The organism is Pseudaeromonas sp. HNCC25DJ182, from assembly GCF_055413365.1.
Genome location: NZ_JBVAYG010000015.1, coordinates 18,334 through 32,960, shown reverse-complemented (window position 1 = coordinate 32,960; position 14,627 = coordinate 18,334). Strand labels below are relative to the sequence as shown.

General features: G+C 55.3%; 11 protein-coding genes and 4 tRNA genes. 7 read left to right on the top strand and 8 right to left on the bottom strand.

Features of this window, described 5'->3' with window-relative positions; genetic code table 11:
* Positions 1-186: 186 nt before the first annotated feature.
* A complete protein-coding gene (locus ACZYUB_RS12515) occupies positions 187-2,211 on the bottom strand; it encodes a pentapeptide repeat-containing protein (RefSeq protein ID WP_463948349.1) in 2,025 nt (674 codons plus the stop codon).
* Positions 2,212-2,677: 466 nt separating this feature from the next.
* The gene (locus ACZYUB_RS12510; protein ID WP_463948348.1) at positions 2,678-2,965 is read right to left on the bottom strand and encodes a hypothetical protein; all 288 of its coding nucleotides are present in this window, start codon (positions 2,963-2,965) and stop codon (positions 2,678-2,680) included.
* Between the two features lie 1,106 nt (positions 2,966-4,071).
* On the opposite strand from ACZYUB_RS12510, the gene yedE reads away from it, so the two are divergent.
* A complete protein-coding gene (gene yedE / locus ACZYUB_RS12505; protein ID WP_463948346.1) occupies positions 4,072-5,292 on the top strand; it encodes a selenium metabolism membrane protein YedE/FdhT in 1,221 nt (406 codons plus the stop codon).
* The gene (gene yedF / locus ACZYUB_RS12500) at positions 5,289-5,525 is read left to right on the top strand and encodes a sulfurtransferase-like selenium metabolism protein YedF (protein WP_460881974.1); all 237 of its coding nucleotides are present in this window, start codon (positions 5,289-5,291) and stop codon (positions 5,523-5,525) included. The genes yedE and yedF overlap by 4 nt, the downstream gene beginning before the upstream one ends.
* Positions 5,526-5,918: 393 nt before the next feature.
* Here yedF and ACZYUB_RS12495 read toward each other — a convergent pair whose 3' ends face one another.
* Positions 5,919-8,102: an alpha-amylase gene (locus ACZYUB_RS12495; RefSeq protein WP_463948344.1), complete on the bottom strand. Its 2,184-nt coding sequence runs from the start codon at positions 8,100-8,102 to the stop codon at positions 5,919-5,921.
* Between ACZYUB_RS12495 and ACZYUB_RS12490 the strand changes: the two genes are divergently transcribed.
* From ACZYUB_RS12490 to ACZYUB_RS12470, 5 genes are all read left to right on the top strand, one after another.
* Positions 8,101-8,268, top strand: coding sequence for a hypothetical protein (locus ACZYUB_RS12490; RefSeq protein WP_463948342.1), 168 nt, complete (start codon positions 8,101-8,103; stop codon positions 8,266-8,268). The two genes, ACZYUB_RS12495 and ACZYUB_RS12490, sit on opposite strands and share 2 nt — an antisense overlap.
* Before the next feature lie 251 nt (positions 8,269-8,519).
* Positions 8,520-10,394, top strand: coding sequence for a carbon starvation CstA family protein (locus tag ACZYUB_RS12485; RefSeq protein WP_463948340.1), 1,875 nt, complete (start codon positions 8,520-8,522; stop codon positions 10,392-10,394).
* Positions 10,395-10,600: 206 nt separating this feature from the next.
* The gene (locus ACZYUB_RS12480) at positions 10,601-11,389 is read left to right on the top strand and encodes a substrate-binding periplasmic protein (protein ID WP_463948338.1); all 789 of its coding nucleotides are present in this window, start codon (positions 10,601-10,603) and stop codon (positions 11,387-11,389) included.
* A 177-nt stretch (positions 11,390-11,566) separates the two neighbouring features.
* Positions 11,567-12,940 (top strand): 23S rRNA (uracil(1939)-C(5))-methyltransferase RlmD, encoded by a 1,374-nt coding sequence (gene rlmD, locus ACZYUB_RS12475; RefSeq protein WP_463948336.1) that lies wholly within the window; start codon positions 11,567-11,569, stop codon positions 12,938-12,940.
* Positions 12,941-13,298: 358 nt separating this feature from the next.
* A complete protein-coding gene (locus ACZYUB_RS12470) occupies positions 13,299-13,565 on the top strand; it encodes a SemiSWEET family transporter (protein WP_463948334.1) in 267 nt (88 codons plus the stop codon).
* A 112-nt stretch (positions 13,566-13,677) separates the two neighbouring features.
* Here the strand turns inward: ACZYUB_RS12470 and ACZYUB_RS12465 are convergent, their stop codons facing one another.
* The 5 genes from ACZYUB_RS12465 to ACZYUB_RS12445 all read right to left on the bottom strand — a co-directional run bounded on the left by ACZYUB_RS12465 (position 13,678) and on the right by ACZYUB_RS12445 (position 14,601).
* The gene (locus tag ACZYUB_RS12465; RefSeq protein ID WP_463948332.1) at positions 13,678-13,962 is read right to left on the bottom strand and encodes a late competence development ComFB family protein; all 285 of its coding nucleotides are present in this window, start codon (positions 13,960-13,962) and stop codon (positions 13,678-13,680) included.
* 87 nt (positions 13,963-14,049) lie between these two features.
* A tRNA-Leu gene (locus tag ACZYUB_RS12460) sits at positions 14,050-14,134 on the bottom strand.
* Between the two features lie 77 nt (positions 14,135-14,211).
* Positions 14,212-14,296, bottom strand: a tRNA-Leu gene (locus tag ACZYUB_RS12455).
* Between the two features lie 66 nt (positions 14,297-14,362).
* Positions 14,363-14,447: transfer RNA gene (locus tag ACZYUB_RS12450), tRNA-Leu, on the bottom strand.
* Between the two features lie 69 nt (positions 14,448-14,516).
* Positions 14,517-14,601: transfer RNA gene (locus ACZYUB_RS12445), tRNA-Leu, on the bottom strand.
* Positions 14,602-14,627: the final 26 nt, after the last annotated feature.

Here is a 14,627-nt window from a genome sequence, read left to right as displayed (position 1 = left end):
TATGTCAATTATAATAAAATTATTTATCTTTCAGGTGAATATAATTTAGCTCACAAGTTTTCATGCAATGCTAGCACTAGATGTGACGGCTGGTTTATAAGATAAAAGATTGCGGTAATATCTGATTTAGTCTGGGGGGATGCAGATAAATGCTGGATTATTATTAATGGTTTAGCTCGATTTGTGTTAAGGTAGTTCACTCTCTTGAATATTAAAGTGAATTGTAATAGTAGCCAATGATCGATTTTCACTGTACGAATTGCCACTAACAAATGAACTGAAACTAGAGCATTTATCATGCAGTTTTGTTCTGAATTTATTCCTGTATGGGCTGATTTTTGGGTCTGTGCTAATATCGCTTTCTGAGACAATAGTAGTGTCTGGGATAATGATGTCTTTACTATCTTCCTTAGGTAGGCCCATGATGAAGTCAGAGAAGAAATTTCTATATATACCCCTTGAGATCCATTTATCACTGCACGACATGTTTATAAGTCCGTCGTATATTTCAGCAAAATGATTGTATCGTGATGTTAGGTCCTCATTAATAATTTGACATGTTCCATCTTCGGCATCTTTTCGATTTTCTTGTTGTGATAAAAAGCTGATGAATGGATCATTACCAATGCCAAGGAAATCGTTATTAATATATTTAAGCCTATTAATTGCAGTCACTTTTGTGTCTAAATTGGTTTGAATTTGATTCACTTCGTTAACTACGCTCGCCAAGTTCTTTATCTCCGCCTTTGTATTTATATCGTTTCTTCTTGATGATTTAAAACCATTTAAATAAAATAGACATTTGTTGTTGTAAATTATTGCACCATACATATCATTTTTATATAAAAATGAATAAGATATATCAGCTCCAAGAATCTGGATGCCTTGAAAACTATTATGAGACAATACGGATGCTAATGCTGATATTTTATTAAGGTTTGAATACCTAAAATCAGAAGATGTAATATTACTGCCTTTCAATGATGCGCTAAGCAAAGTAGAACCTCTCGCATCTACATTGTTAAAGATAACCCCTTTCATTTCAACATGGCTTAAATTTATACCAAGTGCTTTTGTATTATAAAAGCTAGCGCCATAAATCAACATATCGGAAAGATCGGTAAGACTTAAATCTGAGGCAGAAAAATATGCTTCATTTATGGTAGCATGTTTAAGTGTGGATCCCGCTAAATTGACATTAGTCATGAAAACATTAGAAAGATTAGTTTTTTGAAACGTTGCATTTTGTGCGCTACTGTTTTCAATTGTTGATTTAGATAAATCAACATTATCAAGCTTTGCATGATCGAATATAGACTCTTTAATGTGTGAACTCATCGCTGAGGAATCTCGTACCAGAGCGTAAGATAAGTCCGTATTGGAAAGCCTTGCCTTATCAATGTTGATTCCTATGATATTGGCAAACTGAAGGTTTCTGTTAGATAAATTGACACCAGGATGTTTAAGTTTAGTACTGTTTTTTTCTCCTCCTGAAAATGTGGCATCATATTCCGTCACAATTATCTTTGGAACGAAAAAGTAATTTTCATACCCAACAAGTATGCGTGGATTTAAAATGGATAATCCAGTGATAAATATATTTATGGCAGAAGAAAAAAGAAAGAAAACGCCAACAACCTTCCATGCTTCATTAAATAAAGGATTAGTTTTTTTAAAAAATTCAATAATTAAATAAACATCCATGCTAACGATTAGGAAATGGAATGTCGTCACCGCCATGCTATGATAATCTGCGAATCTAACCTGAATTGCAACCAAAGTCAAAGCAGGCGCCATAATACAGATAAGCGATACAATAAAACGAATTCGTCTTGTATTCCTAATCGCATCCATTCGCATGGAAAATAGTAAGTGATTGATGATGAATGGTAAAATAACGGTCATTCTCTTATCAATACGTCGCCACTCTTTTGCAATCTCAATGTGTGCAAAAATATTGAGAAGCAAAATATAGTGACCCACTAAAATAATTGCTGGCACAATGATGTAGAACGAAACCACTGGTACAGGTGTGTCTATTATGGGTAAATTTAACTTGCCATCAACAAATAATAAATCAATGTCACCAGTGTTAGTTATTGATACAAAAACATATAGTAACATCAAAATATAGATGACCATGAATGATTGGTTTTTCTCTGACGATGAATTATACGCTTGGAATATCACATCTTCTTTTGGTTCTTTCATAATAAACTCAAGTAAAAAACATGCTTTCAATTAAAGTAGATATTTCAGGTGGACTTGTTGGTTGGCCACTCTAAATAATTAATTTATCTTGTTGTCTCATATTGGTTTCTTGTGGTTTAATGTTTTTTCGAAAATTGGAATATGCGCACCTGCGGTTCTACCATTTTAAACGAGGATCAGAATTTGAGGATTAATTTTGCATATGGCCCGTAGCCCTCATGTTAAATATAGAATTGTCATTGCTGATGACATGATTAGTCACGCTTCATGCTAGCTATAAATAGTCTGGTCAGCGTGAATAAAATTCAGGGTATATCGTGTTCTGATTTATCTCTGGGAAATTAAGATAATCAGACTCGTCAATAGACTCTCTATGTTTTGTTGTTTTAGCCTGTGTCTTAATATATATCTGAGATTGCGTTTCGCCAATTCGCACTAACGGCCTTAATTTTTGTTAAATATAAATTCAATCATTTTCAGGAGGCGGATTTTTATGTTCTATCAGTGGGGTTGAGTGAGGGATATGCTTCTCAATGGAAATTCCAATAATGTATTTTATTGCCTCATCAATATTCCGATAAGCATTTTTTGCATCTGCAATGCCGCTTGTTATCGCTGCTGCGATCACTAATGCTCCAACAATTTTATTCCATGATGGCTTTTTCTCTGAAAATTCAATTTTAGCTTTTTGCAAAAAATCTAGTAGTTGTTTTTTCTGATCCTTAGATATTGGAGTGTTGCTTTCTAATTCCAATATTGCGGTTTCTATTAATGAGAAGATTTTTTCATGATCTAAATTTGATGGTTTAAATACATCGCTATCATTTTCTTATTGCTTAGCGAATTTCGTCCAATCAATCCTTTCAGTTATTTATTACTTATAAGATCTGCTCGATAAGTGACGAATGGCCTTCTTATTTTCGCATGGGATTCCATAAGGGCCTTTAGGCCTGTTCTCGTGCTCAACCGATTAGCCCAGATCCCATGATTCCCAGTGCTAATCATGGCTACCGCACGGGCTTAACGGCCACCCCAAGCCCAACTACGCCATGTTTCATCTGACCCTGGTAGCAGAGTATTCAAAATTTTCCTGGCGATTTTTGCGACAAATCAAACAGGTTCAAATCAAAGTGACTGGTGGTGATTAAAAGGCGGCCCCGCAGGCCAAACCAGACACGCTCTGGCTTGTGACTTACCCACAAAACTCCAAGCCGTCTGTCGGGCCGCGGGGTGGGGTGACTGCAGGCGGTGCGCGGTCAGGATGACCGCAAAAGGGAGCGTCACGCCATGGATGGCGTGTGGCTCCCGGCCGGTGGAGGGCAGCCCAGAGCGCGGGGCTGTCCCGACAGTCGGCATACGCACGGGCCCGGGATTGCCAAGGGGGAGGCCTTTTCCCCCTTGGCCCGCCGCCGTTCGCCGCAGGTGAACAAGAGCGCCAGTGCTTGCTAGGCGGAACCGGATCAAGCCGATTCCCAAATCCCAAATCCCAAATCCGAAACACGAAATCCGAAAACCGAAATTCCGAATCGATATTCGACCGTAAGGGCCACGGTCAGTCACGACCGGCCACATCATCAGTGTTGGGCTTCGACCAACTCAGCCCAACCTACTACAGATTGCCTCAACACAGAGGCCAGCCTATCCGTAGGGCCTAGCCCGATCGATGGGCTGGCCGAGCAGCGAGGTGCCGCCGCGCCGACAGCGCGCCGGTGTCGGCCCCAGAGCGCGGGCCGGGCGCCCGCCATCGCCCCCTCAACCTGTAATCTGCATTTTTATTGATCATGGCTTGGGCAGCGGCGGCCCAGCTGTTTATCATCCCCCTCCTTTGAATTGATCTCTGTGGCTAACAGGACTGGCGTTATGAATTGGCAACACTTCAAGCAGCACTATCTGATCCGCTTTTGGCCGCCGCTACCGGCGGTGATCGCGGCCGGTGTGCTGTCGACCTACTATTTCGGCATCACTGGCACCTTCTGGGCGGTGACCGGCGAGTTCACCCGCTGGGGCGGCCATCTGCTGCAGGCGTTCGGACTGCAGCCCGAGAACTGGGGCTATTTCAAGGTGATTGGCCTGCAGGGCAGCCCGCTGGATCGGGTCGATGGCATGATGATCATCGGCATGCTCGGCGGCTGTCTGAGTGCCGCCCTGTGGGCCAATAACGTCAAGTGGCGTCATCCGTCGCACCGTATCCGCATCCTGCAGGCGCTGGCCGGTGGCGTGATCGCCGGTTTCGGTGCCCGGCTGGCGATGGGCTGCAATCTGGCCGCCTTCTTCACCGGCATCCCGCAGTTCTCGCTGCATGCCTGGTATTTCGCCCTGGCGACGGCGGTGGGCTCCTATGCCGGGGCGCGCTTTACCCTGCTGCCGCTGTTCCGCATCCCGGTCAAGTTGCAGAAGGTATCGGCCGCCACCGTCCTGAGCCAGGATCCGCGTCAGGCCAGCCGCCGTCTGCGTCTGGGCATGCTGATCTTCGGGGGCATGTTGTTGTGGGCGGGCTGGACCTCGCTGTCGCTGCCCAAGCTGGGGCTGGCGATGCTGTTCGGTATCGGCTTTGGCCTGCTCATCGAGCGGGCGCAGATCTGCTTTACCTCGGCGTTTCGCGATCTGTGGATCACAGGTCGGGCGCAGATGGCCAAGGCGATCATTCTCGGCATGGCGGTCAGCGCCATCGGTATCTTCAGTTATGTGCAACTCGGTGCCACGCCGAAAATCCTGTGGGCCGGTCCCAATGCCGTGCTCGGGGGTCTGCTGTTCGGCTTTGGCATCGTGCTGGCCGGAGGCTGCGAAACCGGCTGGATGTATCGCGCCGTCGAGGGGCAGATCCATTTCTGGTGGGTCGGTCTGGGCAATATTCTCGGCGCCACGTTGTTGGCCTACCTGTGGGATGATTTGGCCCCCGTGCTGGCGCTGCCGTACCAGAAGGTGAACCTGTTGACCGAGCTCGGCCCGCTGGGCGGTCTGGCGCTGACCTATGGCCTCTTGCTGCTGGCACTGCTCGCGATCCTGTTGTGGGAGCGCCGTTTCTTTCGTCATCGACAACCCGCATCCACCCAGCCCGAATCTGCCCAGGAGGCCGTATGAAATCTCTGCCGACCCCGGACTACCACCTGAATATGGTGGGTGAGCCCTGTCCTTACCCCGCCGTCGCCACCCTGGAGGCGATGCCGCAGCTGGCGATTGGCGAGGTGCTGGAGGTGATCACCGACTGCCCGCAGTCGATCAACAATATCCCGCTGGATGCCGAGAACCACGGCTACAAGGTGCTGGCCATCGAGCAGCACGGGCCGACCATCCGCTACCTGATCCAGCGCTAGGGCGCGTTCCTGCCAACCGGCCAATCCGGGCTTCGCTCAACTCAGCCCAACCTTCAGGTGGCGAGGGGAGTAGGGCTCTGGCTTGTGACTTACCCACCAAAGCCCAAGCCGTCTGTCGGGCCGCGGGGTGGGGTGACTGGAGGCGGTGCGCGGTCAGGATGACCGCAAAAGGGAGCGTCACGCCATGGATGGCGTGTGGCTCCCGGCCGGTGGAGGGCAGCCCAGAATGCGGGGCCTTCCCGACAGCCGGCCAAAACTCAAGGCCCGGGATTGCCAAGGGGGAGGCCCTTTCCCCCTTGGCCCGCCCCCGCCAACGGCCGGTTGGCAAATCGCCCAAGCCGACCAGGGCGGAACCGGCCAATCCGGGCTGAGCCCAGCTCAGCTGGCCGCGGCTTACGGCTTGACCTCCGTATCGGCCGGTCGACCGGCGTAGACGATCAACACCTTATCCTGGCCCCGTTGTCGCAGGAAGACATAGGGTTGGTCACTGATCTTGCGATGGCTGCCGGAGGCGATGGCCGGATGGGCCTGCCGGAATTGCCCCAGCTTCTGCCAGTGGGCGAGCAGCTCGGCCTTCTCGCCGTGAGCCAGCTCCTGCCAGTTCATGTCGGAGCGCGACGCCTGATCGACCACGCCATTGTCCTTCATCAGACCCCGACCCGATTCATCGCCGTAGTAGATCTGCACCCCACCCGGCAGCAGCAGGAAGCTGTTGGCAATCCGGCGTTGCAGCGGCGTGCTCTCGAAATCGCCGAACAAGAGTCGGGTGTCGTGGGAGGAGATATAACTCAGGATATTGACGCCCGGCTCGCTCACCACCTTGGCATACTTGGTGTAGAGCGCATCGGCGCTATTCATGCACTGGGCGTTGTTTAGGGCATCACGCTGATAGTCGAAGTTGATCAGCGAATCGAAGCCGTTGTCGTACCAGTGGTCGCGGGCGACGCCATGATCCCACACCTCGCCCACCATGAAGAAGGGCAGATCGTCGAGTTTCTGGGCCGGGTGGGCCGCCTTCCACTCCTGCAGGGCCCGGATGCCTTCGCGCTTGAGCTTGGCCCAGGCCTGGGGCTCCACATGCTTGACCGTATCGGCCCGGAAGCCGTCGATGCCGAACTTGCGGATCCAGTCGGTGTGCCATTTGACCAGGTAGTCGCTGACCGTGGCATTGGGGAGTGGGCGGGCCAGGGTATCTGGCTTGTTCTTCAGCAGGGGGGGCAGACTCACGGCGCGGCTGGATTCCGTCATCAGATCGGGCAGCCCGGCGATGGCGGTGGTCACCTCATCCTTCCCGGGGGTGGGGTAGCCGGGCAGATCGGCTCGCACCCATTCCGGTCCCCACCACTGACTCCAGGCCGGGGATTGGTAGTCGATGTAGGAGCTGTAACCGTGCCAGTTGCCGTAGCGTCCTTCCGGCTTCCACGCCGACCAGCGTGCCGGCAGCCCCTGGCTCTCTCTGACCACCGCCTGCGGCCCCACATCCTGCAGATCGGCCAGGGTGGCATAGCCCACATGATTCATGATCACATCCAGTAGGACGCGGATGCCGCGTTTGTGCGCCTCATCCACCAGGGTCTGCAGGGTCTGCTCGTCGCCGAAGTTGGGGTCAATCCGGGTGAAGTCCAGGGGCCAGTAGCCGTGGTAGCCGTAGAAGGGGAAAGAGCCGTCGCTGCCACCGCCGACGAAGCCGTGGATCTGCTCCATGATGGGGGAAATCCAGATCACGTTGGTGCCGAGTGATTGTATGTAGTCCAGCTTGTCGATGATGCCCTGGAGATCCCCGCCGTGCCAGGTGCCGATTTCGTCCTTGCCATCCCCCTGACGGCCAAACGAGTGGTCATTGCGAGGGTCGCCATTGTTGAAGCGGTCGGCCAGCATGAAGTAGACGGTGGCATTGTCCCAACCGAACGGCGTAGCCGGGGTAACGGTGACGGGCTCCAACAGCAGTATCCCCTCGCTGTGGGGGGCCGGGGTCAGGGTGATGCTGCCATGCTGCACGCGCGCCTGCTGCCCCGAGTAGGCGTCTCGCAACAGGGTGCCATCCGGCCATGCCTTGCCGACCGAGGCGGTGACGGCACCGCCCCGCCAGCTCTGGCAGTCGGCGCTGGGCAGCGCTCGCTTGACATGGCCGGCACGGGTGGCGCGCAACACCCTCAGGGTCGGCGCCTCGGGATTGCGGTTATCCAGCGTGAAGTCGTAGTCGCCGTCGAGCAGTACCCGCAGCTGGTAGTGCTGCTGGCTGGCGCAGTTCGCCAGCGGATTGGCTTTGGCAAAGGGGAGCGGGGCCGCGCTGGCGGGGCCGAAGGTGCTGCCACACGTTCGGGCCCGGTCGGCGATCTGGATCTGATAGTTCCCCTTGGTCAGTCGGGTGGTCAGGTGATACTGCCGCTGGTCATCGCCGCGAAAGCGCAGGGAATCGGCGGGTGGTCGATCATCGATCAACAGATACAGAGGTGGCAGGTCGGCTACCGGCGCTGTGACGGTTGGTGAGGTGGGATTGGGTGTGGCCTGGCTCGCTGCCGCGAGCGCCAACAGACCCGGCAACATGGCGATGGCTAACGGATGTGCTTTGAACATGGTTTCTTCCCTGATGGTTACCCTTGATGAGGAGGTCGGTGGGGCAAACGTGATGAGTCCCTGTCTGCTCACTGGCCCCCACTATGTGAAGCGTCCCCGGCATCCGGCATCCTCCGGGGTGGTTTATTTCGGCGGTGGAGTCCGCGCCTGTCGCCGCGAGTCGTGATGGGCTGCACAAAACGACCACTCCTGCCGGGGACTTCGGGGGGCGGCCCGCTGGCCGAATCCATCGGTGAGCTCCGGGTCGATGGGGGGCCGGCGATGGCCAAGCGGCAAACCGGCCGCCACTCGCCCCCCCATTTCAACCACTCATCGTCACCGGCGACCGCTCACCCAGTGGCGACTTGGCCTTTGCAACGGGCTGATTAGAGTGGAGTCTGAGCCCCACCTCTGCGGGCATGGAACGGAGACTCCTGTATGCAACACGCCATTACTTTTGTCATCGCGGCGCTGTGCATCCTTGCCATTGCATATCGCCTCTACGGCGTATTCTTTGTGCGCAAGGTACTGCAAGCCGATGATTCCCTGGTTACCCCCTCCCACCAGCTCGAAGACGGCAAGAACTATGTGCCGACCAACCGCTGGGTCAACTTCGGTCAACACTTCGCGGCGATTGCCGCCGCCGGTCCCCTGGTCGGCCCTGTGCTGGCGGCGCAATACGGCTATCTGCCCAGCTTTTTGTGGCTGCTGATCGGCTGCGTCATCGGTGGCGCTGTGCACGATACCGTGGTGCTGTTCGCCTCGATGCGGCATCAGGGCAAGTCGCTCTCCGAGGTGGCCAAGGCTGAGCTCGGGCCGATTGCCGGTTGGTGTACGGGGCTCGCCATGCTGTTTATCATCACCATCACCATGGCGGGTCTCTCCATGGTGGTGGTGCACGCGCTGGAGCGTAACGCCTGGGGCGTGTTCGCGGTGTTTATGACCATCCCCATCTCCATGGTGGTCGGCATCTGGCACAAGCTGACCGGTAACCTGAGCGCCGCCTCCTGGGTGGGCTTTATCGCCGTGCTCGGTTGCGTGTTCTTCGGCCCTTATGTGCAGGCCAGCGCCTTTGGCGAGTGGTTGACCCTGCGCGCCGACACCATCAGTCTGGCGCTGCCCATCTATGCCTTCTTCGCCACCGCCTTGCCGGTGTGGCTGCTGCTGACACCGCGCGGCTATATCTCCAGCTTTATGAAGATTGGCGTGTTCGGTGCCCTGGTGATTGGCGTCATCTGCATCAACCCGGAGATCCAGTTCCCGGCGCTGACCCAATTTATCCACGGCGGCGGCCCGGTATTGGCAGGTCCCGTGTGGCCCTTTATCTCCATCACCATCGCCTGTGGCGCCATCTCAGGTTTCCACGCCTTTATCGGCTCCGGCACTACGCCGAAACTGGTGGATAAGTGGAACGATATTCTGCCGGTCGCCTTCGGGGCCATGCTGGCCGAGTGTGTGGTTGGGGTGATGGCGCTGATTGCCGCTACCGCCTTGCATCCGGCGGATTACTTCGCCATCAACGCCAGCCCGGAAGCCTTCGCCAAGCTGGGGATGCAGGTGGTGGATTTGCCCATGCTCTCCCAGGAGATCGGCATGGACCTGTATGGCCGCACCGGCGGTGCCGTGACGCTGGCGGTGGGCATGTCTTATATCTTCACCAAGGTGCCGTGGTTTAGCGATCTGGCCTCCTACTTCTTCCAGTTTGTGGTGATGTTCGAGGCGGTGTTTATCCTGACCGCCGTCGATTCCGGTACCCGGGTCTCCCGCTACCTGATCCAGGATTTCTTCGGCGAGTTCTATGCACCGCTCAAGCGCATTGACTGGATGCCGGGCGCCATCGGTGCCAGCGTGCTGGCCTGCGTGATGTGGGGCTATCTGCTGATGTCCGGCGATATCGGCTCGGTGTGGGCGCTGTTCGGGGTCTCCAACCAGCTGATGGCCTCGGTGGGTCTGATCATAGGCGCGACCATCATCCTGCGCCTGGCACAGAAGCGTCGCTACATGCTGACCTGTCTCATCCCGCTGGCCTATCTGTTCGTCACCGTCAACTATGCCGGTTACTGGATGGTGAGCCATGTCTACTTCAACCCGGCGGCCAAGGGCTACAACCTGTTCAACGGCGGTATCTCGCTGCTGATGCTGGGCTTAGGGGTCATCATTCTGGGTTCGGCGATGATCAAATGGCGCGAGCTGTGGGTGGCGCGTCAACAGCCCGGCTATGCCGCCAAGCTGGCGATGGCCGCCAAGCTGGAAGCCGCCGCGCAGCGTGATGCCAGGGGCCGGGTGGGTTCTGTGCCACTGACGGCGGAGTAATGCGCCATAGTCTGGTATGAGTCCTGAGAGTTGCCCCGCCTGTGCGGGGCTTTTTTGTGGCGCGCAGTCGGTGGCAAACCCGGATTGAGCAAGCCGTTGTTCGGCATGTGATCCGATCGTCATTCCTTATTTCGCCCCCCGAGGGGCCCCGGGATCTCATCCGACGTCTGCTACGCTTATGGGCAGGTCAGCGATTGGAGTGCCATATGGGGTTCAACATATTTCGAGCCTGGAGCCTTGGCTATTTGCTGGGCGTCTTGGCCATGCCCTGTATGGCGGCGGCTCAGTGCGAGACTCTGGTCTACGCCACCAATCCTGCCTATCCACCCTATGGCTGGAGCGAGGATCAGCTCAGTTATCGGGGCGCCAGTATCGATCTGCTCCCTCTTCTGGTGCCGGCGGGTGTCAAACTCAAGGCTGTGGTCTACCCCTGGAAACGCGCTCAGCAGATGGCACAGGAAGGGCGTATCGATCTCTTGCTGAGCCTGCGCAAGACGCCGGAGCGGGAAACCTATCTGCTCTTCTCGCATCATCCCATCTTTGCCAATCCGATCGCTATTTTCAGACTCAGGGGCAAACAAAACTCGATGGACGACTGGCAAACCCTGGTCGGCCTGCGCGGTGGGGTGAGCCTAGGCGACACCTTCGGCAGCAAATTTGATCTCTTTTTGCAGCAACATCTGACGGTAGAAACGGCTGATTCCATGCAGGAGAACTTTGAGAAGCTCAGGCTGGGCCGGATTGATTACTTTGTGTCTGGCCAATATGCCGGACACTACTATCTGCACCGGCAGGGTATGGAGCGTGAAATCGAGGTACTGTCCCCACCCGTGACGAACGAGTCCATTCATATTGGCTTTAGTCGCCGCTCGCCCTGTCAGGCATTGGAGCCTTATGTATCGGCTCGACTGCAGGAGTTGGAGCAATCGGGTTATATCAAGCGCCTGCTGGATAGCTATCTGCAGGACTCCACTGTCATCCATGAGTCTCTTTAACCAGAAGCTGCCATCCAGCCACGATGGCTCGCGGCTGATGAGTCAGATTTTCTTCATCGCCGAGATGACGCCATCAATATGGGGCTACGGGCTTTTTCGTCAGCCTCCAGGTCCGTGCTAGAATCGCCGCCGATGCGCCATGGGGCGTATCGTTGATCGTGAATCCGGAGCCTTGTTATGTCCCTATCCCCCCCCGCCTTGACCCATCCGCTGGATGTCACCATCACCGCCCTGACCGACAAGGGGGATGGGATCGGCGAGCTGGACGGCCGCACCCTGTATGTCAGCGGTGCCTTGCCGGGGGAGCGGGTGCAGGTACGCTTGCATGGCATCAAGCCCAAATACGCCCAGGGCGAGTTGCTGGCGGTGCTGCAACCCAGCCCGGATCGGGTCGATAACTTTTGCCCCCATACCGAGTGCGGCGGCTGCCAGATCGGCATCCTCGATTATGCCGCCCAGTTGCGGCTCAAGCGCCAGTTGGTGCTGGATCAGCTCACCGCCAAGGGGGTGCTGGCGGGGGACGCTGCCGTCGAGGTGGCCGAGTGTCTGGGCATGGATAAGCCCTTTGCCTATCGCAACAAGGCGCTGTATGCGGTGCGTCCGAGCCCCGAGGGGGCCGAGCTGGGTTTCTTCCGCAAGCAGAGTCACCAGTTGGTGGTGTGTGATGATTGCGGCATCCAGCCGGCATTGACTGCCGAGCTGGTGGCCGAGGTGCGCGCCTGGCTGCGGGAGTTAGCCATCGCCGCCTATGACGAAGAGAACCACAGCGGTGTGGTGCGCTATCTGATGCTGCGCGACGGTCGCGTCTCCGGCGAGTGGATGCTGGTGCTGGTGACGCTGGGCGACGAGCTGCCCCATCAGGAGGCGCTGCTGGCCCGGCTGGCGCGATTCCCGCAACTGACCAGCGTGGTGCAGAACATCAACCCCGAGCGTGGCAACCGCATTCTGGGTTTTGACAACCGTACCCTCAGGGGTGAGCCGGTGATCCGCGATCAACTCGCTGGCCTGGACTTTGCGCTCTCGCCGCTCTCCTTTTACCAGATCAACCCGGAGCAGACTCAGGTGCTGTACCGCGAGGCGCTGCGTCTGGCCGAGCTGAGCGGCCAGGAGACGGTGTTTGATATCTACTGCGGCATCGGCACCATCTCGCTGTTTCTGGCCCGGCAGGCGGCGACTGTGGTCGGGGTCGAGCTGGTCAGCGAAGCGATAGACGATGCCCGAGCGAACGCCGAGCGCAATGGACTGACCAACACCGAGTTCCACGTCGGCAAGGCCGAAGTGGTGGTACCCGAGCTCTATGCCCGGGCCTATCGCGCCGATGTGGTGGTGGTGGATCCGCCGCGCAAGGGCTGCGAGCGGGTGGTGCTGGAGACTATCCTGCAGATGGCGCCGCGCACTCTGGTCTATGTCTCCTGCGATCCGGGATCCCTGGCGCGGGATCTGGCCTATCTGCAGCCACGCGGCTATCGCCTGGATGCGGTGCAGCCGGTGGATATGTTCCCCCATACCCTACATGTGGAAACCGTGGTGCGCCTGCGGCTTTGCCGCTAAGCGACGAGGTTGGGAGAGAGCGTCTCCTACGCCAACTCGCCGTAAATCCATCCTAAGGAGGCTCGTTGGCGGCATCCCTGGCGCAGAGGGTCCGCTTAGCGCATCCCGATCGCTGGGGGAGGGTTGGCTCAACAGACGCTCTCTCCCTCCACTGAGTGCTGTCCTTATGTGGCCTGCATTGTCAGTGAAATCGCTACCATGACGTGGTGATGGATCTGATCGGTGATTTAATCCTGTTTTTATCTGATCCCTATTTATTCATGCTCCCTCGCTACGTTATCATTGCCACGATAAAGTGTAATCGATTACATGGATCCATCAGCGAGCATCAAGGCTCTGGATAAGCCAAGGAGTGAGAATGAACAATGAGAAGATGATCCAGCACCTGGGGTGGTTTGCTTCCATCATGGCCATGGTGATGTATGCCTCCTATGTGGATCAAATCCGCCTGAATATCAGTGGCGCGCCGGGCTCCATGCTGTTGCCGGTGGCCTCGACCATCAACTGCATCGCCTGGGTGGGGTATGCCTTGCTCAAGCAGCAAAAAGATTGGCCCATGTTTCTGTGCAATGCCCTGGGCGTGGTGGTCTGTCTGGCGACTGTACTGACGGCGCTGTGGTTCTAAGCCGCTTCGGGCACTAAGCCCTGAGCGCAGGTGGGGGGCGGTATGTCCGGATGGTCTCGAGCTGGAAACACAAAAGGCTCGCTAAGCGAGCCTTTTGTCGTGAAGCGATCGGTTACTGCTGATCGCGGGTGTTGCGGCGATGGTTTTCGTTATCCAGCCAGCTGATGGCGCTGGTGACCGCGAAGTTGACCTTCTCTTCCATCTCCTGGCGTTTCTCGTCCGAGGTGAAATAGATCATATCCACCCCGTAACGGATGTAGTGCGCGGGCAGCTGGTTGAGCACCAGGCAGTACAAGTCGGCCAGGAAATCAGCATCGCGGGTGCGATCCAGCTCCAGCGCATGAATATAGTGCTGGACCAGATCTTCGTAGTAGTTGTGGATATCTTGCAGAGCCATGGCGACATACTTCCTTGATGGTTTGGTTTCACCAGGAAATATATAACAAAAAGCCCGGGATGATGCTCATCCCGGGCTCACAAATTGTGGTGCGAGAGGAGGGACTCGAACCCTCACACCCGAAGGCACTAACACCTGAAGCTAGCGCGTCTACCAATTCCGCCACCCTCGCACATTGTGTCGTTGACTGGATTTACATGCCGCCAACAGCATGGTTCCGACAATCCTGGCCCACTTGCATCAATCAAGTGGTGCGATAGGAGGGACTCGAACCCTCACACCCGAAGGCACTAACACCTGAAGCTAGCGCGTCTACCAATTCCGCCACCATCGCCCGGATTGTTTGTTGGTTGGATTGACATGCGACCAACCGCATGGACAAGTCTTCATCAAGAAGTTGTGGTGCGATAGGAGGGACTCGAACCCTCACACCCGAAGGCACTAACACCTGAAGCTAGCGCGTCTACCAATTCCGCCACCATCGCACAACTTGTCACTGCTTTTATCGTTGTCAGCCAACGCCTGGTTTTTATGTTGCCAATCAACAGATTACTTGGTGCGATAGGAGGGACTCGAACCCTCACACCCGAAGGCACTAACACCTGAAGCTAGCGCGTCTACCAATTCCGCCACCATCGCATCTTGCGGCTGGCATTCTATCTATT